Consider the following 22,371-nt stretch of genomic DNA (forward strand, 5'->3'; position numbering starts at 1 on the left):
CGTCGTTTTAAACTCTTGTTTGAGCATAGGTTAATTCTAATGAAAATACCTTTGCTGTCAAGCTATTTTTTATTGGATAACGGATCACGTATGTATGCCAAAAAATGGACCAGGTCTTCTCCTGCTCCACCCATTTGGTTAATCGATGCTCATTATGGTGATCTTTGCTAATCTGCCAATTTGATCATCTGATGCTCCGAAAGTATACCCAGGGTCTGGCCTTGATCACTTCTGCAGTACATGCGAATAACCAGATGACTTGGTGTAGAACTGTTGCTAATGATGCGTAGTTCGCACGGATCGGATGAGACCGCGAGATTATGAATAATGTGATTTCCCGTATCCGCCCCAATCCGACAAAGATAGCGATACAACTCCCCATGGGTGTGACTGATTCCTCCGACAAAGATATCCACATCGTCATTCCCCACAAATGACAATTCAATGTCCATATATCTCACCGGAACAACGGTTTGCAGCAAGTTTTCGTGAATCTCCAGCACATATGCGGCCACGGTATATCCCTCCTGTAGAGCAGAGTTGAACCTTTCTCTAGATATGGTATGCCTGCTCTCGTCCATTGCTATTTGCAATCACCCATTTTAATCAATTCCACGGAAATGCCCACCCTTTCGTCTGCTTTTTTTCATAGACTAACAGGATAGAAGATCGGCCTGTGCAGGCCGTGACAAGGAGGTACCTATGAGAGTTCTGCTCGTTACCTATTGGGAGCTTACACAGATGGGTGGAATATGGACATATGTGAAACAGCTAGCTGACAGGCTGATGGCTCTTGGCGTAGATGTGGATATTATGGGCACCAACGGAGCCAAAAATGAAGTATACATTCGCAATCTCAATCGTTCCTTCTCCAAAGATAAAGTATGGCCCATGCTTCAAGCCAAACTTAATCCGACAGATTTGCCTGAATTCACTGCCGATTCTCTCGTGGCTTATTATGAATTGAACAGGTATGCCTTTGAAATGGGAGCCGCCTATCTCGGCGTTGATCATTACGATGTCATCCATGCGCAGGACCCGGTAGCAGCGGTCGCGATGAGACGCATATTGAATCGCAACACACCCATGGTAACGAGTTATCACGGAGCGCTTGCGCGTGAAGCCTTTTACGATGCTCAAAACTCTAACGCGAAGCTCACGCTTCCCGAATATTTGCAATCCACACGAGGACGTTACTTCCTGTCACTGGAAGAGCGAAGCGCTGAGCAATCCCAGCTTATTCTGGTCTCCAGCCATTGGATTAAGAGCACCCTTACGGATCTCCATGTTCCCGAGTCCAAATTTCGAATTATTCCTTATGCTGTGGATATTCCAGCCTACCGTGCCCAAGCAGCAGTCAAGTTCCGTCAGAGGAAGCCAGCGGGCAAAAAAGTGATCGCATTTACGGGCAGACTGGAGCACATCAAAGGGGTTCATATTCTGGTTAAAGCGCTCTCCAGCCTGAAGAAGAATCGCTCGGATTGGATCTGCTGGATTGCTGGGGAAGGCAATCTGATGGAGGATTTGCGCTCCCTAGCCAATGATCTTGGAGTAGGTGCTGACATCGTTTTCTGGGGTAAACTCGATAATATCCCTTCATTCTTACGCCATGCCGATATTTATGTGCAGCCCAGCTTGCAGGATACGCAGCCTTTCTCTGTTACAGAGGCTCAGCTCGCCGGATTGCCTGTCATTGTAAGTGGTACGGCAGGTATGCCTGAGATGGTGCAGCCTGAACATACCGGTTGGGTCGTGCCACCGCAGGATGTCGAAGCCCTTAGCGCACTGTTAAATGCCCTTCTGCAGGATGGTGCCACCCGTGCAAAGGTAGGAGCAGCAGCTAAAGCATGGGCTGAACAACATCGATCACTGGACGAGATGGGATTGCGCACGCTGCATGTCTACCAGGAAGCCATTCAGTTGGGAGGTCAGAGGATATGACATTGCTCGTCCCCAGTGATTTGTATAATCGTTGGTTCTCCACCCCTGTGTCGACGACACATATTGAAGTAGATTACGCTGTAATGAACGAATTAATGAGGAAGCTGCCCAAAGGGTACGTTTTCCCTGATCCGGCAACCATGCACATTCTCACATCCGAGAAAAATTAGAATCAAGTACTTTACAAACAGGAACAAATAAGAGGATATTCGTTCGTGCCGCAATCACTATACGGCAACCGAATACCCTCTTTTTATTGCGGTGCGGTTCATGTATCTAGCATTCGTGATTCCAAGACTTCTAGCCTCTACTTCCAGTAACCGCCAACCTGCAGCAGATTAAGTAAAACGGGCCGATGCTTCGCTTGAACAAGTTCCATCTCGGCTTTTAATGCCTCAAAGTGCTTCTTGGTTCCCATCGATTCATGAACCCGATAACACATCAGTGGCTCATTGTAATAGAACAGCTCATAGAGCGGAAACAGTCTCAACCACATCTCATAGTCATGCGTGTAGCGAAAATCGGTGTCAAATACGCCGAACTTTCGAAATGCATCCATCTCAAGCATCACGGTGCAACCGTTGATTGGGCAACCTTCGGTCAGTACCTGAAGCATCTCCAGACGACTCCCTACTTCTGGTCTCACCGTGTCCATCCATACGCTGTTCGCATCTACATAATGATAAGCCCCGTGACAGAACGAAGCCTTAACGTCAAGCATGAACTTCAGTTGTTTCTCTACCCGGTCCAGCAACATTACATCATCGGAGCTGAGCCAGACAAAGTAATCACCTGTCGCCTGCTTAATTCCCTCGTTTAACGCGGTTGCTGTTCCACCATTCTTTTTTCGAATATAGCGAATGCGATCCATGAATGGTTGCAGCCGCTCCACATGCTTCGTAGAGCCGTCATCCACCACAATGACCTCAATATGCGGATACGTCTGGTGAATGGCGCTGTGAACAGCCTGCTCGATGTACGCGCAATTATAAAAAGGAATGACAATTGATACTTTCGGCTCCATTTGGTCCTCCCCTTTCCCCGCGTGAATAATACCATTCTCCCTATTATATGTAGATAGGTCCGTTAGGTATCAGGCATCTGTTGCATAGCGACGTATAAATTACGCACATGGAGCATTTTGCATCAATCCAAAGAGCGGCTTTCCATCATTAAGATATAGATCGAAATGCATATAAATAAAGAGGGCGTTATTCGGCCAGCTCACGGCCTCCATAACCCCCACCAAAGTTCTTTATCCTCCCATGGCAGCAATGCGCTGCAACAAAGGCTCCCGATATCTGGACCATACCATAGAGGCCTCTCGGCCGATGGCATCCGCGTGACGTACCGTCCCCATTCCCCCGTGCCGACGATATGCCGTAAGCGATTCATTCAGATATGGAAAACGATGGCCGTTCAGCAGAATACGCATCCATAGATCCAAATCATGCGTATAAGGCAATAGTTCATCGAACAGACCCACCCCACTAAACAGATCCCTGCGGATCATCACGGTACAGCCATTCACCGGATTGCCGTTTACGAAGAGGCGCAGCCAATCCGGTTCGGCCATCGCTTGAGCTCCACCGTTCAGCTTGGTCACTGTAGAGTGCTCATTAATGTAATTAAAGTTGGTATGTGAGATGAGCGCATTCTCCCGTTGCATAAATTCAACCTGATGACGAATCTTATCTGGATATAAGAGGTCATCTGAACTCAGCCAGGCGATATAGTCCCCGGAAGCATGACGAATGCCGTGATTCAGAGCCGAAGCTGTACCGCCGTTGCTTTTGCCAAGAACATAAATGTAGGGAAGATACGGCTGAAGCAGTTCTTCATTCCGGGTAGAGCCATCGTTGACGATAATGATCTCCACATCGGTATATGTCTGGTTCAGTGCACTCTGGATCGCTTGAGGTACATAAGGATCATTGTAAAACGGAATGACAATGGACACGCTCGGATTCATTAAGTCGCCCTCCCCTGCTGAGTACGAACATCGCTCAGAATGTCCTGAAGAGATTGGGTAAATGGAATCAGCGGCTGCCAGCCCAACTTGCGCAGTGCCGAGAACTCCTCCTGATCTCCCGCCCCGTCCGGCCCGGAAGAAGCTCCGTCCCAGCGTACCGGCACCTCCGCTTCGGTCATGGTTAGCAGCGTATCCGCAATCTCTCCGAGGCTGCGCTCGGTGCCCGATACAACCGGATATACGTTGCCCGTTGTGCCTTGAACAAGCAAGGTTGCATAGGCCCGGACTGCGTCCCGCACATCTAGAAAATCACGGGTATTATCCCGGCCGGATAGACGAAAGGCCTCCGTCTTACCTTCCTGTTCACAGGCAACAATATGACGTGCCAGCAGCGAACATATGCCCGTTGAAGGGCCTGCCCCGATCAGATTCCCCGGCTCGGCCAGCATAATCTGCTGTCCAAAAAGAGACATCCATGATAGAGATACCATTTCCTCTAATGCTTTGCTGAGACTATACGGGTGCGGAGGCTGCGGTGGCCGACCGGGTTCAGGAGTATACTTTAATCGGGAGCCCACAATAACGGTCCGTGCCGCCGGACAGCTTCTTAGTGCATCCAGCAAATAGAGAACAGCCATCACATTAGTCTCTAGCACCAGCAGCGGATTGGACCACGAATCGGGCACGGAATTTTTACCTGCAAGATGCAGCACATAATCCGGCTTCACTTCTTCAATCAGAAGGCGGACTTGCTGCTTATCGTTAAGATCACAGACATGTACAGCCACACCATCGCCAAACGAATGTATACCTGACCGCCTGACCACTGCTGCGACTACCGTACCGGCTGCCTTGAAATAAGCAACCGCATGCCGACCAGTGAAGCCAGAAGCACCCGTGATCAGTACCTTTTTGCCTGTTAGCTCTGCTCCATCCATAATGCCAGCTCCTTCAGCATCGTAGAATAATCCGGAAGGTCTGTCTTCACATCCTCACGTGTGGAAACTAACGTGCGGTCCTGCACAACGCTATCATCGGGTAAGATAACAACATCCTGTTTATCCCATATCTGCTTGAACAGCACAAGCAGGTCATGCTTGCTGACAGGCACCGGATGAGCCAGATGGATTAGACCACTGACCGGAGATGCCAGATAATGATCTACCCATTTGGCCAGTTCAAGGGTGGTCACCCCATTCCAGAAGACGCGTGTATATCCGCCAACCTCACCTGTGCAGGACATGAACCAATGCATCAGACCAATGCCGCCTTTCCGAATTTCGGGTCCTATAATGGACGTACGGATCGTCAGATGACCCGCATCCTGAACTTCACCCAGTGCTTTCGTGATTGCATAGGCAGATGTTCCATCGGTAACATCATCCTCCCGGTACGCCCCCCGGTCCCCACTAAACACACAATCTGTACTGATGTGGATCAGACGTGCACCGATCGTGTCAGCGATCCGCCGCAAACGATGCGGCAGAAATCCATTAATATGATAAGCGGTAATTTTGTCTTCATCTGCAAAACTGTTCAAAACACCCACCGCGTTAACGATGACATCCGGGTGCACCACCTCCACCAGACGGTCAACCATAAAGCAGTCATTTACATCCAACAGAAGACCATTAGGGTCCGATACATCTCGGGTCGTATAGAAGACGCTGTGGACGCCTTGACGGCGGAAATAGTCGACCATAATATGGCCGGCCATTCCGTTTCCCCCAAGTATCAACAACTTCATGACAGGAACCCTCCGCGTTGCAGAATGTCACGAATCTCCTGTTTGGTCATTAGCTGATGCTCGGAACTGAAGCTGCTGAAGGATACTGGAGGACAGTTCGTATAATGCTCCTTCAACCCCGGTATGCCGAGTGTAGGCAAGATCACCAAGTATTGCTCATCGTATACCACTGTGGTCATGCTCTCGAATTCACTCATCAGAATCTCGTGAATCTTCTCACCTGGCCGAGTACCACGCTCCACAATGGAGACATTCTCCACACCTGAGTCCTCAATCAGTACTTCTGCCAGATCTACGATTTTGCACGTTGGCATCGTCATGACAAAAATCTCACCACCGACACTTTCCACCGAAGCTTTGAACAGCAAAGTGATCGCATCTTTCAGCGTGAGAAAAAATCGAGTCATTTTCATATCCGTGATGGATACTTGGCCTTTGGATCGAATCTGATTTTTGAATAAGTGCACGACACTGCCGTTCGTTCCAAGTACATTGCCACCACGTACGGTGACAAACCGCGTATTGCTGTGAAGCAGATTGGCATATACGATCAACTTCTCACCGATCGCCTTTGTCATGCCGTAGAAATTGGATGGATTGGCGGCCTTGTCAGTCGAGATGTAAATGACTTTTTCTACATTATTTTCAATCGCAGCTTCGATGACATTTTGTGTTCCGATCACATTGGTTTTGAGTGCTTCATAAGGTTGGTCTTCACACACCGGTACATGCTTGAGTGCTGCGAGATGAAATACATAATCCACATGTTGACATGCAACGGTTAAAGCATCCTTGTCTCGAATATCACCAATGCGAAAATGAAGACGCGAGTCTTCGAATTCACGACTCATCGCCACTTGGCTGGACTCATTCCGGGAGTAAACGATAATCTCCTTGGGCTGCTGGGGCAGCAGTTGAGCCACAAGTTCATAACCCCATGATCCCGTACCGCCAGTCACGAGTATACGCTTATTTTCAAACATGCAATTTCCCTCCAAGCAGAAATTTGACCACTTTACTGGATACATCGGTTGCTTTGTAGCCTTGTGGACAATCCCAGTCGTTTGACATTTCGGTCATTACTTTCACACAACCCGCAATACGCTCCGCATCCAGACCTGAGACCACATTGCTGCCGCAATCCACCGTCTCCGGTCGTTCTGTCGTGCGACGCATGGTTACCGTTGGCACACCCATGATGCAGCACTCCTCTTGTACGGTACCACTATCCGTAAGTGCACAGCGTGCATGTCGCTCCAGCATCACGAAGTCGAAAAAACCGAATGGTTCGTGAAATTCCACCAGCGGGTGCATCTCCAGTTGCAGATGCTCGGCGATTCGAATAGCCGTTCGAGGGTGAATGCTGCATATGACTCGCATGGCATGTTCTTCAGCAACCTGATTCAAACCTTTCATAATCTCCAGCAAATGAGGAGGGTGATCCACATTCTCCGCCCGGTGGGCCGTAACCAAAAAATATTGCCCGGACTTCAGCTTCAATTTCTTCAGTATTTTGCTGGAACTTACCTGTGCGTCGTAGTGACGCATCACTTCATAGATCGGGTTCCCTGTCAGCACAATTCTTCGACTAGGTACCCCTTCACTAATCAGATGTTTCTTACTCTGTTCGGTATACGGCATATTAATGGTGGAAATGGCGTCGATAACCCTGCGATTTTTCTCTTCGGGCACATCCAGGTCAAAGCATCGATTGCCTGCTTCCATATGAATGACGGGTATGCCCATCCGTTCAGCCAGAACAGCACATAATGCACTGTTCGTATCGCCGAGCAGCAGCACTTTATCCGGTTTCTCCTGATTTAATAAATCTTCCATTTGCGTAAACATCGAGGATAACTGTCGACCCAACGAGGCCGCTTCATCCTGAAGGACGTAGTCCGGCGCACGCAAGCCCATTTCCTTGAAGAAAAGACCGCTGAGACTTTCCGTGAAGTTCTGTCCCGTGTGTACCAGAATATGTTTGGACGCGTACTGGTCCAGCTTGGAAATGATCAGGCTGAGCCGTATAATTTCAGGTCGCGTACCCAGCACCGTCATGATCTTCATCGTAATCCCTGCCTTCATCGTCTATTGGATAATCTCCGGCGAACCCGGCTTCGTTTGGCTTTGCCAGGCGCACGTTTGCGAACAGTCGGTTGCACCACGCGCACACGTTGTTTCCTCTTTTTGCTTGCCTTCAGCTTCCTCCTGCCTGTTCCCGTTCCTCGTTTCATTCGGTCACGGATCCTGCTGCGGTGGGTTGAATGCGGGTAACGACTTCGTCCTGATCTATGGCTTGAGCGAGGTTCTGTATCTTCATGAACAGGCTGACCTATGGCAAGCGGAGGCAAGGGCGAGAGTGGCAACGCCTGAATCACAGTCAATGGGAACAATCGTGCCCGAACCGAAGCCGGTTCCAGAATCAGCACGGTTCGCAAACGACCCTCACCCCATGCGTACACTGGACCACTCGGAGGCTGAATGTACGGAAACCATCCGGGAAAACGAATCAACCACTGTGTCACCATCGTATGCAGCTTTGCCCTGTAGGTTTCAATACCGTACAGCTTTTCCGCTTCTGTCCGATTACGCCAACCGGTGTCGGAGGCCAGTTCAGGATCATTCAGCAGAGTTGTTGCCAGAGTAGTAAGCGCCTGAGAATCCCCGGCCGGGGCCAAAAATGCACCGCTGCCTACCGATTCCAACAATTCCTTTAGTCCGCCCTGGGCAAAAGCGATAACCGGTTTGGCGAAATAAAGCCCCTCCAGCGCGGTCATGCCAAATCCTTCTTTGACCATGCTCGGAATGACCACCATGTCCATAGCCGTATAGGCTAGAGATACATTCTCTTCAAACGGCGTAAAGGTAAATCTGCGATAATAACCGGATTTTTTCACCCGTGATACACATTCGTCATAGTACTTTTTGTCCGCTGATGTACCAATAATCCAGAAACGGCAGCGCGGATGGGTTTCACACAATTGCAAAGCCATATCCACAAAAGGTTTCAGACCTTTGGCATCATATATGAAGGAAGAGATGTAACCGATACAGATCTGTGATGGCTTAAAACCAAGCTCTTTGCGTTTGCGTTCCCTCAAGTGAACCCATCGCTCCGGGTCCGGTAAGGCCGGGTCCCAGGTTGGGGAGATCACGGTTAATTTGGCACTCATGCCGGCTTGTTTGAATGGTGCTACTGCACTTTCGGATATGCCTATGATCCAATCGGAGTAACGCTCAATCATCTGTACAGCTTCGTTTGTATGTTCATTCAACGCAATAATCTCGGTAATCTTCCAGATCACCGGAATTTGCAGAGACTTCGCTGCTACGGCAGGCATCACATTGACACAGGTATTCGTTAACACCAGATCAGGTGCAGTCTCCCTGATGAGGGAGACCACGTCCTGATAAGCTGGTTTATGGCGAAGCTGTTCTGCATCCGTTGCAATCCCCCGGTAAGGTGTGTACACACCGTGAAGCATCGGCAGGAAGCATACTTTGACCTGGATATCGAATCTCCGTGCAAGTCCGGCAAGCTTTCCTTCCTGAGGAACCACGAGTACACAATCAAAGATGGAACCCATCTCCCTCATAAAATGAAGCAACAGCTTCTCCGCACCCGTAATGCTGCGGGTGTTGCACACATGGGAAAACAACATGAGTTTGGGTTTAGTCGCCATGGCCGCACGGACCCTGAATACGAATATGCAGGGTTCTGTGCACACCTCCTTCCGGACAAGATTAAGGGAATATAATGCTCAATATTTCGTTGATTCTTTTGCCATACGTGTGATCCTTCAATGTCCGTTCCAGCCCTCGAAGTGCAATTTCACGGCGCTCTTTCTCATGAGTGAGGTAGTATTCAACCTTATCGAGCAACTCCTGAGGGGAAGAGTAGGTCTCGATCTCCACACCCGGTTTATAGAAACGTGCCAGGTCATCCCGCGCATCGGTCAATTGAAGGGTCGTAGACGCCGCAATTTCAAATGTTCTCGGATTCGGGGAAGCTGGTGAAATTTTAACATGGTTGTTGTTAACGGAATCGTCTTCATGGGAGCGGTGAAGGTTGATGACAATTTTGGTGCCGTTATAGACATCATTCGTTTCCTGCGGACTCATCCAGCGACCCAGTTCGATCTTCTCACCGTAAGCAGCATAGTCAGGCAGGCGATCCCACCAGATGCCATTAAATACGGTATTGTGTGACATCAGCTGTGCCATGATCGGATTGAAGAAATACACCCGGTTCCAGTAGGCCGATCCGATAAAACTGACATCCCGGTGTAATGCAGATGGTGTGGTGATTGGGAAGTAATGATTAGTGAATGCAGCAAAGGGCAGGTAGTGAACAGAAGGGCAGCCGTTTTGTCGGTACAACTCGACACAGTTCAGTTCCAATGTGAACACATGATCGAAATGCTGTACTGTCTCAAGCGTCATATCCGTATAGTACGGATCATCCGTGAGCCAAATTGCCGTCTGAATGCCTGCTTGGCGAATCGCATCGAGATGTTCCAGCGGAATATCCATGCCATCCAGCACAAGCACCAGGTCAGGACGGGTTTGCAACGCAATTTCGGATACAGGCTGACGTGGATCGGAAAGAGTTACTTGGGCAACCATGCCCTGCAATGTTGCCATGATGGCTTCGTCCAGTGGGGAATACGGGAATCCTTTACCCGAAGATACATACAGCACGTGAAGCTGCCGGAAAGGCAATGGCTCCTGTGCACAATTGACGATATAGTTGGCACGGCCACGTAAATATCCTTCTTCCTTGCCCGCATCATATCCGGCATGTTGCCCGTTTTTGCGTGCTTGGTCAGCCAGACTGAGCACTGGTGCATGAGACTTTCTCGTTTTACGGTGTTTGAGAGACATACCGCCACTCCTTTTATTTTTGGATAGGGTTTTCTAACGCTGTTGCCCTGCAGAAAGAGAATTTACACGTGCTCCAGCAGCTGAGCAATACGACGAGTGAACGTATGCTGGTTCAGTGTGGTAAGCAGCCCTCGCCAAGCCAGGGCTCGCCGTTCCTCTTCATGGTGCAGATAATATTTGATTTTGCGCTGAAGTTCAGCCGCGGTTGTAAAGGTCTCGATGTCATATCCAGGCCGGTAGTAACGTGGCAGATCATTGCGTGCATCCGTTATCTGCATCGTGCCACAGGCGCTGATCTCATACGTCCGCGGATTAATGGAATGGCCTTGGAGATGATGCGTATTGCGATTGTCTTCCCCATTCTCGCAAGTCCGGTGTACGTTAATCACGATTTTGGCGCCATTGTAATAATCCACTGTCGCTCCAGGATCAATCCAGCCTTCATGGATGAATCGGCCCAGGATGTCGGAGCGTTTCAGCCGGTTCCACTGGCTGCCGGCAATGAATACCTTTTTGTCCGCCAGAAAAGGAGCCAGCTCATCGAACAGTGCAATTCGGTTCCAGAATCCGGTGCCGATAAAACAAATGTCATACTGATGCTGCGGCGCCGTACGCCTTGGTTGAAACATTCCCGGGTTCACTGCCAGCGGCATATAGATCACCCGACCTGCTCCATGTGCAGTATAGAACGGCACGGCCGCTTCCTCATGCGTGAACACGACATCGTAATGCTGACAGATGGTTGTCGTATCTTCGGTAAAATACGGGTCATCCACAAACCATACTGCTGTTCGTATTCCAAGTCCCCTTATGCCATTCACCTGTTCCAGATGATCGGGAGGAAATACGTGTAGTCCATTCATGACCAGCACCAGATCGGGCATGTGCTGGCTGGCTTCCTGCAGCATGTTTGCCGGCGATCCGACAACACATTCACGAACAGATTGCTGCAAGGCTCCAATGACGCCTTCATCGATGGCATCGAATCCTTGCGGAATGTACAGCACTTTCATATTCCGCACGGTCGGCTCAAACATCTGCACTCGCTCCATCATGGCCTGACAGCCGCCAAATCTGCGGCCTTCTGCATATCCGCCACGGTAAGCTATCTCCGCTTCTGTAGGCGGCCGGTGTCGTCGTTTTGCCACATCCTTCACCCTGTCTTCCTTCAGGAGATCCCACTTTCAGATTCTCCCCGAGATTGGTGTTCCCTCTAAAGGATATGCCCCGGGGTCAGATGCATCATGGACGGGTGTCCTGCAAGGCGCAAAATTGGCGTCTGCCCTCCACAACCGCCTGCACGGGCATGTCCGCTTTTGCAGCGATACAAATAACCCGGAGGGATCCGTCCCCCCGGGCAATCGTCATACACTGGACATGCATCTATAGTCATCCGAAAATGTACACCTACTCTGTTATTGCGCTTTGTAAGCCAACTGATGTCCGTCCTCGAATCCCTTGGCGAAACCCGCGTTGAATCCTTCGTTGTACGCCTCGTTGTACCCCTGGCTGTACGCGCTGTCCGGGTTCGGATCGGTAGGGGTAGCCGGGACGACAGGTTGTGCGGGCTTCACACTCCGGTGCCGTCGTACCGCACGTTTCTTTTTTTTGAGCCACGCACTGCGTCCTTTGAGGGTACGTTTGTGAAGCACACGTTTGCCTTTGACCGCACGCAGTTTACGGATTTTACGCAGACGGGCCCCGCGAGCAAGCAAAGCTCTTTTGGTTCTCAGACGTATTTTTTTCTTCTTTAACATGTCAACATTCCTCCTGTATGTTCCGGACCATGCGTATCGCATATCCAGGGTCTTTGAGCCATGGCACACCAGGCTCCCCATGCTGGATTCGGGCCAGCCTTATCCCCGTAACCATCCGGGACATCTCCTCTTGATAACGGCTTAGCAAACGAATGTTCTCGGCCAGACTGCGGGCGGATACTTCCGAGTGGGCAGACACGCTGGCCACACTGTCCAGAATGCGGGCGAGCGCCTGCTGACTGTGTGCAATGGACTCAATGAGGGACAGTTTCGCTTCCTGCTCACGCCGCAACAGACTCATTTTCCGAGATCCCCCATATCCATGCCGCCAAACATGCCACCATCCATGCCGCCTTCTTCACCATCGTTCTGCACCATGATGGCCTTCAGGTTGTTGCATAATCCGGTTTCCATTCGGGTCAATCCTTCTAGTATTTCCACCAGTTGATCATGCATTTTGAGTGGCTCTGCCACCTGATCGCTATGCGTCAGAAAAGACTCACCATTCAAATGATTTAACGCCCAGTTCCTTACCTTCTCGGCTTCAATCGCCTTGGCCTCCAAAATCAGGGCAATATTCCACTGCATCTTGGCTGCTGCATCCAGCATCAGTATGAGACTTTGTTCTCTGCTCATGTCCATTCACCCGCCTTCCGGGCTTATTCTTCCTCTTGACCCGCCATCTCCCGCATCACCTGAGTCAGCGTTTCGGCTACGGCTTCTTCCAAGTCTGCCAGGCCTCCCAAATAGGAGATGATGCTTTTGTTGATTTGTCCCGAGCTATCCAGCAGACCGTCAACGCCATCCAGCTCCGGTTCGATATCCGGCAAATGATTGATGATTTCAGACATGCGCACAGCGACTTGACGTTTGGCATCCAGTACACGTGCAACCTGCTGGTGAGAATGTGCAATATGTGTGAGTATTTCATCGATTTTGCTCTGCATGGTCCTCCTCCTTACCGTCACGGCCTGCTTCACCCATAGAAAAACCCGGCCTATCAGCATTTGCCTGCTACAGCATATGCCGGGCCGGGATCGTCAGTTACTCCAGCTTGCGCCTATATCGTCAGATGACGTAACTCCAATCGGATGAGTACCGGCTGAGGAATTGGCGGGTACGTTCCTGTTTGGGCCGCGCAAATACTTCCTCCGGTGTTCCTTCTTCCACTACGGAACCCCCATCCATGAATACAACTCGATTTGCCACCTCGCGGGCAAAACCCATTTCATGGGTGACAACAATCATGGTGATACCCTCCTGGGCAATCGATCGAATGACCGACAGCACCTCACCTACAAGTTCAGGATCAAGCGCCGAGGTTGGTTCATCGAAAAGAATTACCTCTGGATTCAGTGCCAGCGCCCGAGCAATGCCTACCCGCTGCTGTTGTCCACCTGACAGCATGCTGGGATACTCATTAATTTTGGTGGACAGGCCCACTTGTTCAAGTACACGCAAGGCTCGTTCACGAGCATCGGCTTTGGACATTTTCTGAGCGACGATTAATCCTTCCGTTACGTTATCCAGTACCGTTTTATGTTTGAACAGGTTATAGTGCTGGAACACCATCGCCGTTTTTCGCCGCAACTGCACAATGTCATGTTTGCGGGCATGCTTGCAGTCTACGGTTAATCCGCTGATCTGTACCTTGCCCTCATCGGCACGTTCAAGAAAATTCACACAGCGCAGCAATGTCGTTTTGCCGGACCCGCTCGGTCCAAGAATGGCAACAACATCCCCCTGCTCCACAGTCAGATCAATACCTTTCAACACTTCCTGCTGACCAAAAGATTTGTGTATATTCGTCAGTGATATCATGACACCCCTCCTTTGCTGTACACGGCAACTCTGCGTTCCAGCAAAGCTGTAATCCGTTCGACAATCACCGTCAGACCCCAATAGATCAATGCGGCAGCAATGAAAGCCTCCAGAAATTTCAGACTGACCGAAGCCACCACATCCGCTTTCCCGAGAATATCCATCTGTGATACGGTAAACGCGAGTGTTGATCCATGCAGGAAACCAACAAACATACTGCACAGATTCGGCAGAACCGCACCCACCGCCTGCGGTAAAATAATGCGTCTCATTGCCTGGGAGGTACTCATGCCCACGGCATGTGCAGCTTCCATCTGCCCAGTGTCCACTGCAAGAATACCGGAACGGATAATCTCGGACATATAAGATCCGGCAGTCAACGAGAAGGCGATGAGCACGAACACCAGAATCGGGATGGAGGAAGACTGAAAGGCCCAGCCGTACCGGGCTGCAAGCTTGTCGATGATCAACGGAATCCCGTAATAGATTAGAAACAAGTGCATCAGCATCGGTGTCCCCCGAAAAAACGAAACATAGAAATCAGCGATCCGGTAGACCCAGGGAACCTTATAGATTCGAATTAAAGCAGTAACCAGACCAATGCCAAAGCCTGCGATCAACGGTACAATCGTAATGACGAGTGTTAGTGGCAATGCCTTTAGAATCTGGAAAAAAGATGTGTAGATAAAGTTGAAATCAATAGACATTCGCTCACCCCGCTATTCGTTTCAGGCGTTCAGCTCTAACCACTGGCCCAGGGACTTCTTTCTTACGTTCGTGACGCTGGAGTCTGCGCTCTGCGATAGCAAACCCTTTTTCAAGTACAAGCACGATAACATAGTAAACAATCGACAGACTGATATACACTTCAAGTGCATGCGATGTAGCCGAGATCAGCGTTTGCCCCCTGCCCACCATGTCCATGACCCCAATCGAGAAAGCAAGTGACGTATCCTTTAACGAACCAATCAACGTATTCGCCATATTTGGAAAAGCAACGATGAGCGCCTGCGGAACCACAATGCGCCGAAACGACTGAAACGTGGTCAAGCCCGCAGCATAAGCCGCTTCCGTCTGACCCTTGTCCACACTGCGTACAGCTCCGCGAAAGATTTCCGCAAAGGACGCTGCATCACTTAACGCATAAGTCACGATGACAAATACCAGCGGATCGGTCCTGGACAGATCGACTCCTATAGGCTTGAGCAATTCAGGTAATCCGTAGTAGACCAGAAACAACTTGATGAGAATCGGTGTGCCCCGCATGAAAGAGACGTACAGGGTGGCGAGCTGGCTCAGCACCGGAATCCGGTATAACCTCGGAACCGCCAGAAGTACACCGCCCACCAAACCGAACACAATGGAACCGCCCAGTACAATCAGTGTAATATGCAAATATCGCAGCAGTTCAGGGACGAAATCCAGAACCAATGACAGATCGAATGATTTACCCATAACCGTCGCTCACCTTTCTCAACGAACTATTCCTCAACCGTGTAGTCGGCTCCCAGCCACTCTGTGCTCAATTTGCTCAATGTTCCATCTTCCTTGATTGATTTGAGCGCTTCATCAATTTTTGTTTTGAGTTCTTCCTCATCCTTGTTCAGAATGAAATACACTTTGGAGTTGGACAGAGCCTCTCCCACAGTCTTTAACTGTGCATCCACCACTTTATTTTGATAATCGATGGCAAACTGCGTGCTGATGGTTGCATCCACCCGGCCTGTTTTGATCTGGGTATTCGTATCTTCTCCTGCTCCGGAATACACAATGTCGATGGCATTTCCATTCGCTGCATTCCATTTCTCAGCCAGTACAGCCGCATTACTCGTAGCGCCAACAATCAGTTTTTTACCTTTCAGATCCTCGATGGATTTTACATCCTGGTTTTTCTCGCTTACAACGATTTTATTAGGGAAAATGTTATATGCCTCGTCATTAAAAAGGAACTTGGCCTGTCTCTCTTCATTCACTTCCATTTGGTGAGCGATCAGGTCTATTTTCTTCGTTTCAAGACTAAGCAGCAGGTTTTTAAATTCCATTGTACTGAACTCGAATTCATATTCAGGCAATCGTTTATCAATCTCGCGGATCAGTTCTACATCGTACCCCGTCAGCTTGCCATTCTCATCAATAAAGCAAACATTCGGGAATTGAGTACCTGTACCCACAATGATCTTCTTCACTTTATCTTGACCGGACGCAGATGCGGAATCCGATTCATTCGATGCATTGCCTGAACTGCAACCTGCCAGTACCACCAACATAGTAATGAACAGCAATGCTGTCCGGAATTTCTGAATCCCCCATTGATTAACCATTCCCGATCTCCTCCACAGGCTGTTATTTCAGCCAATATGATGTGTACTCCCATTCCTCATCTTTGATTTAACTAACCATTCACACTTGTATAGTCGGAATTAGGTTGAACAAAGAATAGCATCGTATGTCATACCTAGGCAATATATATGTTAATAGGACATCCTGATAACGTTATAGAACTTCTCTATGCTTCACCCGTTCCCTGATCCAAAAGTAAACCAAAAGAAGCGATCCCCCAACCAGGCTGGGGATCGCTTCTTCAATTGCAGATCATATTAAATTCAAATACGCATCTATCTGCGACTAGCCCATTTAATTTTACGAGCTACTTCTATACGCTGCAGTTGCAAGAGTCCGATTCGTTCTTCAAACTTCTTGCGTTCATCCGTTGAATGGGCCGCGTGAATCTGGTGGCAGAGACCTGTTAGTTTACTGTTGATATAATCAAATCTCATCCATAATTCTTCTTCAGGTGTGCGCTGCTCCGCTTCCGGCTGAAATATTTTGAGCTGGTGGATAAGGGACTGCTGCCATTCCTGATCCTCGATTTGGATGGCAAAATGCAAAAGATCCAGATAGTCGTCGATTTGCAACGATATACCGCAATCAGGTTTCGTATTCATTAGTCGTCTCTCCTTATTTCAGTTCTTGGCTGGAATCAGTTAGTTCTATTTTACAGGATAGAGCATGGTTTAGGCGAGTCCTGAAACGAGTAAAATTGGAAAAAGTTTTGTCATTTTTACATATAGAAGCTTTCGATGGGCTTATAGACAGATCTGATTCGAGAATTATATTCCAACCATGAATTTCATGATAAAATAACACCAAAATATTAAACCAACTTAACAGGTTGGAATAGTTAATTTTCATAGAAGGGATTGATCGACCATGACCGAACAATACCGATTGGCAACACTTGAAGATGCCGAACAATTGCAGGCTGTTACCGTTGATGCCTATGAAACGATTCGGGCCCTGAACATTCCTTTTCCAGCCGGACACGCTACACTGGAAGTTATACAGAATAATATTGTACAGCATGAATGCTATATTCTTGAAAAAGCCGGAGAAATCATTGCCACGGTTACCCTTGATCGAGCCGAAGATGTACAGCGGCAAGCCATCAGCCCCTATCCTTTCATCCGCTGGTTCGCGGTAAGTCCGGCCCATAAAAGCCAGGGCTATGGCTCTAAACTATTGGATTGGGTTGAGCAACATATCATTCTACAGAAGCTTGATGCTCCTGCCGTATTTCTGGCAACGGCGACCCGCCATCCCTGGCTTGCTCCCATGTATGAACGGCGGGGATATGAACCCTTTCATCACAAAACAGTACAGACACCTGAACGGCAGGAAGAGATTGTATTTATGGTCAAAACACTCGATCCTTCCCGTTATAAGACGCCTTCTGTTCAGACAGGCTGAACAAATAGCGGCTTGGATGAACGTAAACATACATGATATACGATATACGCGGCCTGTGTAAATGAAAACCCGCTCCGAGGAAAGATTCCTTGAGCGGGTTTTTGAATGCTAATCCTTATCGCTTTCATTTTATATAGCCCACATTATGCCTTCCCGTCGCGCGGCTGTCTGGTTAAGAGCAGCATGATAAACGAAATGATAATAATAGAGCCGGTCCACATCCAGGCCATTGTCTGATTGCCCGAATCCACAGCAACATAGATCGCAGTGGGTACGGTTTGCGTTTTGCCCGGAATATTACCTGCGATCATGAGTGTGGCGCCGAATTCCCCCAGTGCACGAGCGAAACCCAGGATGAACGCTGTCATCAACGCTCTCCCTGCAAGCGGAAGTGAGATATAACGAAATACCTGCCATTCATTCGCTCCGATGGAGCGGCCTGCATCTTCCAGATCCTTATCAATCCCGCTAAAGCCGGATTTCATCGTCTGATATACCAATGGGAAAGCCACCACCACCGAGGCAATCACGGCAGCCCACCAGGAGAAAATGACAGGTGCGGAAAAGATGGCTTCAATCCACTGTCCGAGCAGGCTCTTACGCCCCAGTAACACGAGTAAGATGAATCCGACCACGGTCGGCGGAAGCACAAGCGGAAGCATAAATGCCGTTTCCAGAAAAATTTTGCCACGGAACGAGGTACGCGACATCTTCCAGGCCACAGCGATGCCAAACACTGCTGCGATCACACTGGACAGCAACGCAACTTGAAGAGAAAGACGAACCGGTGGCCAGAATACCGCCCAGTCTATTGCGCTCACATTCATTTCGGAATGGAGAACCCGTATTTAGCAAATACATCAAGCACTTCAGGCGTTTGCAAATACGTGTAGAATTGTTCTGCTTCTGTCCGGTGCTTCGTACCTTCAATAATCCCTACTGGATAATTGGCTGGTGTATAGCTGTTCTTGTCCACTTCAAAAGCAATTTTCACCTGATCAGAAGTGAGTGCATCCGTTTTGTACACAAACCCCGCATCCGCATTGCCTGTTTCTACATATTGCAGAACCTGTCTGACATCCTTGCCCTGTACAAGCTTACCTTCCAACTGATCCCACAGTTTGGCATTGGTCAGTGCTTCCTTCGCATAGGTTCCTGCAGGCACACTTTCCGGTATACCAATCGCTACGGTCTTGATAGAATCAGCCGTCAGATCCTTTTCGCTTGTTACGGTATCTGAACGATCCGCTGGAATGATGGCTACCAATGAATTTTGGAGCAAATTCTTCTGATCACCGGATGCAATCAGCTTCTCATCCACGAGCGCGTTCATATTTTTGGTCGCAGCCGATACAAAAACATCTGCTGGCGCGCCTTGTTCAATTTGCTGTTGTAATGCACCGGATGCACCAAAGTTGAAGTTAAGCTCCACATTGGGATTCGCGGCTTCAAAGTTCGTTTCAATTTCCTTCATGGCATCCGTGAGACTGGCTGCCGCTGAGATCGTTAGCTCCACCTTTTCCTGAGGATCTGTTGCCCCAGCCGTTGAACTCTCACCTGATGTCGCTGGTGTTGTACCCGTTTGTTCCATTGCTGTGGATGTATCTTTACTGTCTGTGCTTGCACCACAACCGGCCAATACGAGAGCCATTCCAAGTGACATACTCCCCAACACATATCCAATACTCTTTTTCATCTACTTCTCCCCCGATGTTATGTTTAGTTATAACTAGATATAATTAATTATATTTCATTATACATAAGATCATTGAAATAGGAAGGTAGTCTTTGACGTGTCTGTTGATGGGCAAGCCATCGATAGCTGAATTGTGATGGGCGAGTTTATCCCCTTTGGCTGTTAATGGTATAGTACAAGAGACCCCAGCGTTTATCCGGGACGATGAGCGTTGATGAAACGAAACGTTATATGATCTGCACCTTGAAGGAGGATCTTCACTGATGACGGAGGAGCAATCCTATACCACCGAAGAAATATCCAAGCTACTCAAAATATCCAAACTAACGGTCTACGATCTGATTAAAAAGGGAGACCTCGTCGCTTATCGCGTCGGCAAACAAATGCGTGTTGACGCCACCGATCTGGAGGCTTATAAACAGCGCTCCAAGCAGCTTCAATCGCCAACGCACCGGGCCGCTGTGGATTCAGTTCCCCCTTCTGAGTCTTATTCCGGGACGGGAAGTGATCCGACCAATCATGCTGTTCATTCCGCTACAAGTGCTTCACCTCTATCCAGAGGGACATTCGCAGCTTCAAGCTCCATGACGAGCAACCCTTCGACAGCGCATTCGGCCCGTCATCTGGTCATTACAGGACAGGATGTCAGCCTCGATATTCTCATGCGATATATGGAAAAGCACACACGGGATATTCGTCCACTGCGTTCGTTCATGGGCAGTCTCGACGGCTTGATCTCCATGTACCGTGGGGAATCCGATCTGGTCAGTACCCATCTGCTGGATGGAGATACAGGAGAATATAATCTGCCCTACATTCGCAAAATCCTGATTGGCTGGTCATATGTCGTCGTGAATCTGCTAACACGGCCTGCCGGGCTGTATGTGCAACGAGGTAACCCGCGGGGCTTGCAAAACTGGACAGATCTGAAGCAGCCTGAGCTGCGATTGGCTAACCGGGAGAAAGGGTCGGGTGCACGTGTATTACTGGATGAACAATTGCGTCTGCATGGTATCCCTGCTTCCCAGCTGATTGGGTATGACGTGGAAGAAACCAGTCACATGGGTGTAGCTGCCAAGGTCAGTTCCGGTGAAGCCGATGTAGGGATCGGCAGCGAGAAGGCTGCACGACTTGTCGGTCAGGTTGATTTTATTCCACTTGTTCAGGAACGTTACGATCTGGTCATGCTGAAGAAACAAGGGAACGAAGCGTGGATCGAATCGGTACTGCGCATTCTGCAATCACCGGCATTCAGGCAGGAACTGCAATCATTTGAGGGATATGATGTATCCCGAACGGGTGAAATTTTGTATGAAGTCTAGTGCAATGGCACTTGGATTGCTCATAGGATCACTAAAAAAAACAGAAGAACCGCCGCTGAAGCTCTGACGGTGGTTCTTCTGTTTTCTCTTCATATTGTAAAGTGATATAAATGAATTCCTTATCCCTCACACTATCGTTATCTCGACTTGTCATATACGATACGAGCTACGGCATCATGTTGATGAATGGACTCTTCATTTTTGCAGTCTACCTTAAATTTATTTACCCAGTGCTTCTCATACAGATCTGCCGCCACCAGCCTGACGATATCTCCCACAAATCGCGGGTTCTCATATGCACGTTCCGTGACCCGTTTCTCATCAGGCCTTTTGAGTATGGGGTAAAGACAGCTACTTGCATTGGATTCCGCCACATTCAACAGCTCTTCCTTCCAATAGCCCGGCAGCGCTTCTCCCGGGTTGGCTTGGACCTGGATACGCAATAACCCCCGCTGGTTGTGCGCGCTAAATTCGCTGATCTCCTTTGAACATGGGCATAACGTCGTGACCTGTATATGTAAACCTGTTCTCAGAACAGGAGATTTTCCAGCTTCCCAGATGACATGAACCGTAGCCAAAGAATGATTTAGTCCAGACAAACCGGTTACGGGGGCGGTTCGTTCGTAGAACCAGGGATAGGTCACTTTCAGCTCTGCCTTCGCCTGATTCATCTGTTCGGCCATCTGCTGCGTCAGCGCAACGAGATCCGGAATCCGGTCACTTAACCCTTCACCGCGACTGTGCTGAAGCTGCTCCATCAAGCGGCTCATGTTAATGCCTTTCGATTCGCGATCCAGCGAAGTCGTCAGCCGGAACGTTCCGATGCTGGACAATCGAACGGGATCTTTGGCCGAAATGACATCCAAAGGATACTTCACCTGATCAATACCGACTTGCTGCAGCTCAAATAGAAAATCATTTTTGCTATTCTGCAAATCTTGCATCTCTTCTTTCCATACAGGCTTATCTCCCTGTATGGGATCAACGGAGCCGAATAACCGCAAGCGCTCAGCTTTATCCGGTATGATAAAAGAATCGTTCACTACTCGGCTAATCCTGTTATTCTGTTGTACCTTTTGCATTACAAATCCTCCCTCCAGCACATATTTGCGTTAAAAACCGCGCATTCAGCGCCAGAACAGACCCGCTTCGTCCCGCTCAACCTGCTCTAGCAGATCTTCAAAATCAGGACAAGGCTCAATAACGTCTACCACATTCCAGCTACTGTGTCCGTCTTTGGCATATACCTTCCACTGATTCTCTTCCCAGTAAAATCGGGCAATATGCAGTTTTTCCCATTGATATCGTTCTTCAGCGGGCCTTTCTTCGGTCAAAATCAGTTCATTGTCATTCATCTCATACGTTAATTTCACCATGGTGCGCAGTGGTGCCGGGACCTTCTCATGGATATAACCGTTCATCACCGATTGAATTCTCCGAATGGTAAACGAGTCCAGCATGGAGATCACACCCTTTCATCAACA

28 protein-coding genes are annotated in these 22,371 nt (G+C 49.0%); 4 read left to right on the top strand and 24 right to left on the bottom strand.

The window, feature by feature from the left end:
- Nucleotides 1–167: 167 nt before the first annotated feature.
- Nucleotides 168–515 carry a hypothetical protein gene (locus CRO25_RS23580; protein ID WP_079696633.1) on the bottom strand — a complete coding sequence of 116 codons (348 nt, stop codon included), beginning with the start codon at nt 513–515 and terminating at the stop codon, nt 168–170.
- A 187-nt stretch (nt 516–702) separates the two neighbouring features.
- Between CRO25_RS23580 and CRO25_RS23585 the strand changes: the two genes are divergently transcribed.
- Together CRO25_RS23585 and CRO25_RS33500 are read left to right on the top strand one after the other, a co-directional pair.
- Nucleotides 703–1,941: a glycosyltransferase family 4 protein gene (locus CRO25_RS23585; RefSeq protein ID WP_072735438.1), complete on the top strand. Its 1,239-nt coding sequence runs from the start codon at nt 703–705 to the stop codon at nt 1,939–1,941.
- Nucleotides 1,938–2,111, top strand: a complete 174-nt coding sequence (locus CRO25_RS33500; RefSeq protein WP_170867946.1) for a hypothetical protein — start codon at nt 1,938–1,940, stop codon at nt 2,109–2,111. Before CRO25_RS23585 ends, CRO25_RS33500 begins: the two co-directional genes overlap by 4 nt.
- Nucleotides 2,112–2,248: 137 nt before the next feature.
- Here the strand turns inward: CRO25_RS33500 and CRO25_RS23590 are convergent, their stop codons facing one another.
- The 19 genes from CRO25_RS23590 to CRO25_RS23675 all read right to left on the bottom strand — a co-directional run bounded on the left by CRO25_RS23590 (nt 2,249) and on the right by CRO25_RS23675 (nt 17,067).
- Nucleotides 2,249–2,965, bottom strand: a complete 717-nt coding sequence (locus CRO25_RS23590) for a glycosyltransferase (protein WP_064635779.1) — start codon at nt 2,963–2,965, stop codon at nt 2,249–2,251.
- Nucleotides 2,966–3,196: 231 nt separating this feature from the next.
- The gene (locus CRO25_RS23595) at nt 3,197–3,913 is read right to left on the bottom strand and encodes a glycosyltransferase (protein WP_063566672.1); all 717 of its coding nucleotides are present in this window, start codon (nt 3,911–3,913) and stop codon (nt 3,197–3,199) included.
- Nucleotides 3,913–4,851: an NAD-dependent epimerase/dehydratase family protein gene (locus tag CRO25_RS23600; protein ID WP_063566671.1), complete on the bottom strand. Its 939-nt coding sequence runs from the start codon at nt 4,849–4,851 to the stop codon at nt 3,913–3,915. The genes CRO25_RS23595 and CRO25_RS23600 overlap by 1 nt, the downstream gene beginning before the upstream one ends.
- Entirely contained in the window at nt 4,833–5,660 is an 828-nt protein-coding gene (locus CRO25_RS23605; protein ID WP_072735441.1) for an SDR family oxidoreductase, read from the bottom strand. Before CRO25_RS23605 ends, CRO25_RS23600 begins: the two co-directional genes overlap by 19 nt.
- Nucleotides 5,657–6,643 (bottom strand): polysaccharide biosynthesis protein, encoded by a 987-nt coding sequence (locus CRO25_RS23610; RefSeq protein ID WP_063566669.1) that lies wholly within the window; start codon nt 6,641–6,643, stop codon nt 5,657–5,659. Before CRO25_RS23610 ends, CRO25_RS23605 begins: the two co-directional genes overlap by 4 nt.
- Nucleotides 6,636–7,727: a non-hydrolyzing UDP-N-acetylglucosamine 2-epimerase gene (wecB, locus tag CRO25_RS23615; protein WP_063566733.1), complete on the bottom strand. Its 1,092-nt coding sequence runs from the start codon at nt 7,725–7,727 to the stop codon at nt 6,636–6,638. The genes CRO25_RS23610 and wecB overlap by 8 nt, the downstream gene beginning before the upstream one ends.
- 14 nt (nt 7,728–7,741) lie before the next feature.
- On the bottom strand, nt 7,742–9,343 hold the full coding sequence (locus CRO25_RS23620) for a glycosyltransferase family 4 protein (RefSeq protein ID WP_079696634.1): 1,602 nt from the start codon (nt 9,341–9,343) through the stop codon (nt 7,742–7,744).
- 61 nt (nt 9,344–9,404) lie between these two features.
- Nucleotides 9,405–10,544, bottom strand: coding sequence for a glycosyltransferase (locus CRO25_RS23625; RefSeq protein WP_240321512.1), 1,140 nt, complete (start codon nt 10,542–10,544; stop codon nt 9,405–9,407).
- 62 nt (nt 10,545–10,606) lie between these two features.
- The gene (locus CRO25_RS23630; RefSeq protein WP_063566667.1) at nt 10,607–11,701 is read right to left on the bottom strand and encodes a glycosyltransferase; all 1,095 of its coding nucleotides are present in this window, start codon (nt 11,699–11,701) and stop codon (nt 10,607–10,609) included.
- A gap of 56 nt (nt 11,702–11,757) precedes the next feature.
- Nucleotides 11,758–11,937, bottom strand: a complete 180-nt coding sequence (locus tag CRO25_RS33080) for a hypothetical protein (RefSeq protein WP_139295735.1) — start codon at nt 11,935–11,937, stop codon at nt 11,758–11,760.
- A gap of 22 nt (nt 11,938–11,959) precedes the next feature.
- The gene (locus CRO25_RS23635; protein ID WP_063566666.1) at nt 11,960–12,301 is read right to left on the bottom strand and encodes a hypothetical protein; all 342 of its coding nucleotides are present in this window, start codon (nt 12,299–12,301) and stop codon (nt 11,960–11,962) included.
- Between the two features lies 1 nt (nt 12,302).
- Nucleotides 12,303–12,602, bottom strand: a complete 300-nt coding sequence (locus CRO25_RS23640; RefSeq protein ID WP_063566665.1) for a hypothetical protein — start codon at nt 12,600–12,602, stop codon at nt 12,303–12,305.
- Nucleotides 12,599–12,937 carry a hypothetical protein gene (locus CRO25_RS23645; RefSeq protein WP_063566731.1) on the bottom strand — a complete coding sequence of 113 codons (339 nt, stop codon included), beginning with the start codon at nt 12,935–12,937 and terminating at the stop codon, nt 12,599–12,601. Before CRO25_RS23645 ends, CRO25_RS23640 begins: the two co-directional genes overlap by 4 nt.
- 23 nt (nt 12,938–12,960) lie before the next feature.
- Nucleotides 12,961–13,248, bottom strand: coding sequence for a hypothetical protein (locus CRO25_RS23650; RefSeq protein ID WP_063566664.1), 288 nt, complete (start codon nt 13,246–13,248; stop codon nt 12,961–12,963).
- Nucleotides 13,249–13,369: 121 nt separating this feature from the next.
- Nucleotides 13,370–14,122, bottom strand: coding sequence for an amino acid ABC transporter ATP-binding protein (locus tag CRO25_RS23655; RefSeq protein ID WP_063566663.1), 753 nt, complete (start codon nt 14,120–14,122; stop codon nt 13,370–13,372).
- Nucleotides 14,119–14,829 (bottom strand): amino acid ABC transporter permease, encoded by a 711-nt coding sequence (locus CRO25_RS23660; RefSeq protein WP_063566662.1) that lies wholly within the window; start codon nt 14,827–14,829, stop codon nt 14,119–14,121. Before CRO25_RS23660 ends, CRO25_RS23655 begins: the two co-directional genes overlap by 4 nt.
- A 4-nt stretch (nt 14,830–14,833) precedes the next feature.
- Nucleotides 14,834–15,577: an amino acid ABC transporter permease gene (locus tag CRO25_RS23665; RefSeq protein ID WP_063566661.1), complete on the bottom strand. Its 744-nt coding sequence runs from the start codon at nt 15,575–15,577 to the stop codon at nt 14,834–14,836.
- Nucleotides 15,578–15,603: 26 nt separating this feature from the next.
- Entirely contained in the window at nt 15,604–16,443 is an 840-nt protein-coding gene (locus CRO25_RS23670) for a transporter substrate-binding domain-containing protein (protein ID WP_063566660.1), read from the bottom strand.
- A gap of 294 nt (nt 16,444–16,737) precedes the next feature.
- A complete protein-coding gene (locus CRO25_RS23675) occupies nt 16,738–17,067 on the bottom strand; it encodes a hypothetical protein (protein WP_063566659.1) in 330 nt (109 codons plus the stop codon).
- A gap of 265 nt (nt 17,068–17,332) precedes the next feature.
- On the opposite strand from CRO25_RS23675, the gene CRO25_RS23680 reads away from it, so the two are divergent.
- Entirely contained in the window at nt 17,333–17,869 is a 537-nt protein-coding gene (locus CRO25_RS23680) for a GNAT family N-acetyltransferase (protein ID WP_063566658.1), read from the top strand.
- Between the two features lie 143 nt (nt 17,870–18,012).
- Here CRO25_RS23680 and modB read toward each other — a convergent pair whose 3' ends face one another.
- Together modB and modA are read right to left on the bottom strand one after the other, a co-directional pair.
- The gene (gene modB / locus CRO25_RS23685; RefSeq protein WP_170867947.1) at nt 18,013–18,696 is read right to left on the bottom strand and encodes a molybdate ABC transporter permease subunit; all 684 of its coding nucleotides are present in this window, start codon (nt 18,694–18,696) and stop codon (nt 18,013–18,015) included.
- Complete coding sequence (gene modA, locus CRO25_RS23690; protein WP_063566657.1) at nt 18,693–19,565, bottom strand: molybdate ABC transporter substrate-binding protein; 873 nt, start codon at nt 19,563–19,565, stop codon at nt 18,693–18,695. Before modA ends, modB begins: the two co-directional genes overlap by 4 nt.
- 263 nt (nt 19,566–19,828) lie before the next feature.
- Here modA and CRO25_RS23695 point away from each other — a divergent pair, with 263 nt between their 5' ends.
- Nucleotides 19,829–20,887: a helix-turn-helix transcriptional regulator gene (locus CRO25_RS23695; protein WP_063566656.1), complete on the top strand. Its 1,059-nt coding sequence runs from the start codon at nt 19,829–19,831 to the stop codon at nt 20,885–20,887.
- 137 nt (nt 20,888–21,024) lie between these two features.
- Here CRO25_RS23695 and folE2 read toward each other — a convergent pair whose 3' ends face one another.
- A complete protein-coding gene (folE2, locus tag CRO25_RS23700; protein ID WP_079696635.1) occupies nt 21,025–21,969 on the bottom strand; it encodes a GTP cyclohydrolase FolE2 in 945 nt (314 codons plus the stop codon).
- A gap of 45 nt (nt 21,970–22,014) precedes the next feature.
- Nucleotides 22,015–22,347, bottom strand: a complete 333-nt coding sequence (locus CRO25_RS23705; RefSeq protein ID WP_079696636.1) for a DUF3024 domain-containing protein — start codon at nt 22,345–22,347, stop codon at nt 22,015–22,017.
- Nucleotides 22,348–22,371: the final 24 nt, after the last annotated feature.

Origin of the sequence: Paenibacillus sp. RU5M (genome assembly GCF_900221055.1) — a bacterium.
Taxonomy (GTDB): Bacteria; Bacillota; Bacilli; order Paenibacillales; family Paenibacillaceae; genus Paenibacillus; species Paenibacillus marchantiae.

Excerpts from the sequence above, each read along its gene's own strand:
- CRO25_RS23585 (WP_072735438.1), top strand. The coding sequence starts at position 703 with ATGAGAGTTCTGCTCGTTACCTATTGGGAGCTTACACAGATGGGTGGA.
- CRO25_RS33500 (WP_170867946.1), top strand. The coding sequence starts at position 1,938 with ATGACATTGCTCGTCCCCAGTGATTTGTATAATCGTTGGTTCTCCACC.
- CRO25_RS23590 (WP_064635779.1), bottom strand. The coding sequence starts at position 2,965 with ATGGAGCCGAAAGTATCAATTGTCATTCCTTTTTATAATTGCGCGTAC.
- CRO25_RS23595 (WP_063566672.1), bottom strand. The coding sequence starts at position 3,913 with ATGAATCCGAGCGTGTCCATTGTCATTCCGTTTTACAATGATCCTTAT.
- CRO25_RS23600 (WP_063566671.1), bottom strand. The coding sequence starts at position 4,851 with ATGGATGGAGCAGAGCTAACAGGCAAAAAGGTACTGATCACGGGTGCT.
- CRO25_RS23605 (WP_072735441.1), bottom strand. The coding sequence starts at position 5,660 with ATGAAGTTGTTGATACTTGGGGGAAACGGAATGGCCGGCCATATTATG.
- CRO25_RS23610 (WP_063566669.1), bottom strand. The coding sequence starts at position 6,643 with ATGTTTGAAAATAAGCGTATACTCGTGACTGGCGGTACGGGATCATGG.
- wecB (WP_063566733.1), bottom strand. The coding sequence starts at position 7,727 with ATGAAGATCATGACGGTGCTGGGTACGCGACCTGAAATTATACGGCTC.
- CRO25_RS23620 (WP_079696634.1), bottom strand. The coding sequence starts at position 9,343 with ATGGCGACTAAACCCAAACTCATGTTGTTTTCCCATGTGTGCAACACC.
- CRO25_RS23625 (WP_240321512.1), bottom strand. The coding sequence starts at position 10,544 with ATGTCTCTCAAACACCGTAAAACGAGAAAGTCTCATGCACCAGTGCTC.
- CRO25_RS33080 (WP_139295735.1), bottom strand. The coding sequence starts at position 11,937 with ATGACTATAGATGCATGTCCAGTGTATGACGATTGCCCGGGGGGACGG.
- CRO25_RS23635 (WP_063566666.1), bottom strand. The coding sequence starts at position 12,301 with ATGTTAAAGAAGAAAAAAATACGTCTGAGAACCAAAAGAGCTTTGCTT.
- CRO25_RS23640 (WP_063566665.1), bottom strand. The coding sequence starts at position 12,602 with ATGAGTCTGTTGCGGCGTGAGCAGGAAGCGAAACTGTCCCTCATTGAG.
- CRO25_RS23645 (WP_063566731.1), bottom strand. The coding sequence starts at position 12,937 with ATGAGCAGAGAACAAAGTCTCATACTGATGCTGGATGCAGCAGCCAAG.
- CRO25_RS23650 (WP_063566664.1), bottom strand. The coding sequence starts at position 13,248 with ATGCAGAGCAAAATCGATGAAATACTCACACATATTGCACATTCTCAC.
- CRO25_RS23655 (WP_063566663.1), bottom strand. The coding sequence starts at position 14,122 with ATGATATCACTGACGAATATACACAAATCTTTTGGTCAGCAGGAAGTG.
- CRO25_RS23660 (WP_063566662.1), bottom strand. The coding sequence starts at position 14,829 with ATGTCTATTGATTTCAACTTTATCTACACATCTTTTTTCCAGATTCTA.
- CRO25_RS23665 (WP_063566661.1), bottom strand. The coding sequence starts at position 15,577 with ATGGGTAAATCATTCGATCTGTCATTGGTTCTGGATTTCGTCCCTGAA.
- CRO25_RS23670 (WP_063566660.1), bottom strand. The coding sequence starts at position 16,443 with ATGGTTAATCAATGGGGGATTCAGAAATTCCGGACAGCATTGCTGTTC.
- CRO25_RS23675 (WP_063566659.1), bottom strand. The coding sequence starts at position 17,067 with ATGAATACGAAACCTGATTGCGGTATATCGTTGCAAATCGACGACTAT.
- CRO25_RS23680 (WP_063566658.1), top strand. The coding sequence starts at position 17,333 with ATGACCGAACAATACCGATTGGCAACACTTGAAGATGCCGAACAATTG.
- modB (WP_170867947.1), bottom strand. The coding sequence starts at position 18,696 with ATGAATGTGAGCGCAATAGACTGGGCGGTATTCTGGCCACCGGTTCGT.
- modA (WP_063566657.1), bottom strand. The coding sequence starts at position 19,565 with ATGAAAAAGAGTATTGGATATGTGTTGGGGAGTATGTCACTTGGAATG.
- CRO25_RS23695 (WP_063566656.1), top strand. The coding sequence starts at position 19,829 with ATGACGGAGGAGCAATCCTATACCACCGAAGAAATATCCAAGCTACTC.
- folE2 (WP_079696635.1), bottom strand. The coding sequence starts at position 21,969 with ATGCAAAAGGTACAACAGAATAACAGGATTAGCCGAGTAGTGAACGAT.
- CRO25_RS23705 (WP_079696636.1), bottom strand. The coding sequence starts at position 22,347 with ATGCTGGACTCGTTTACCATTCGGAGAATTCAATCGGTGATGAACGGT.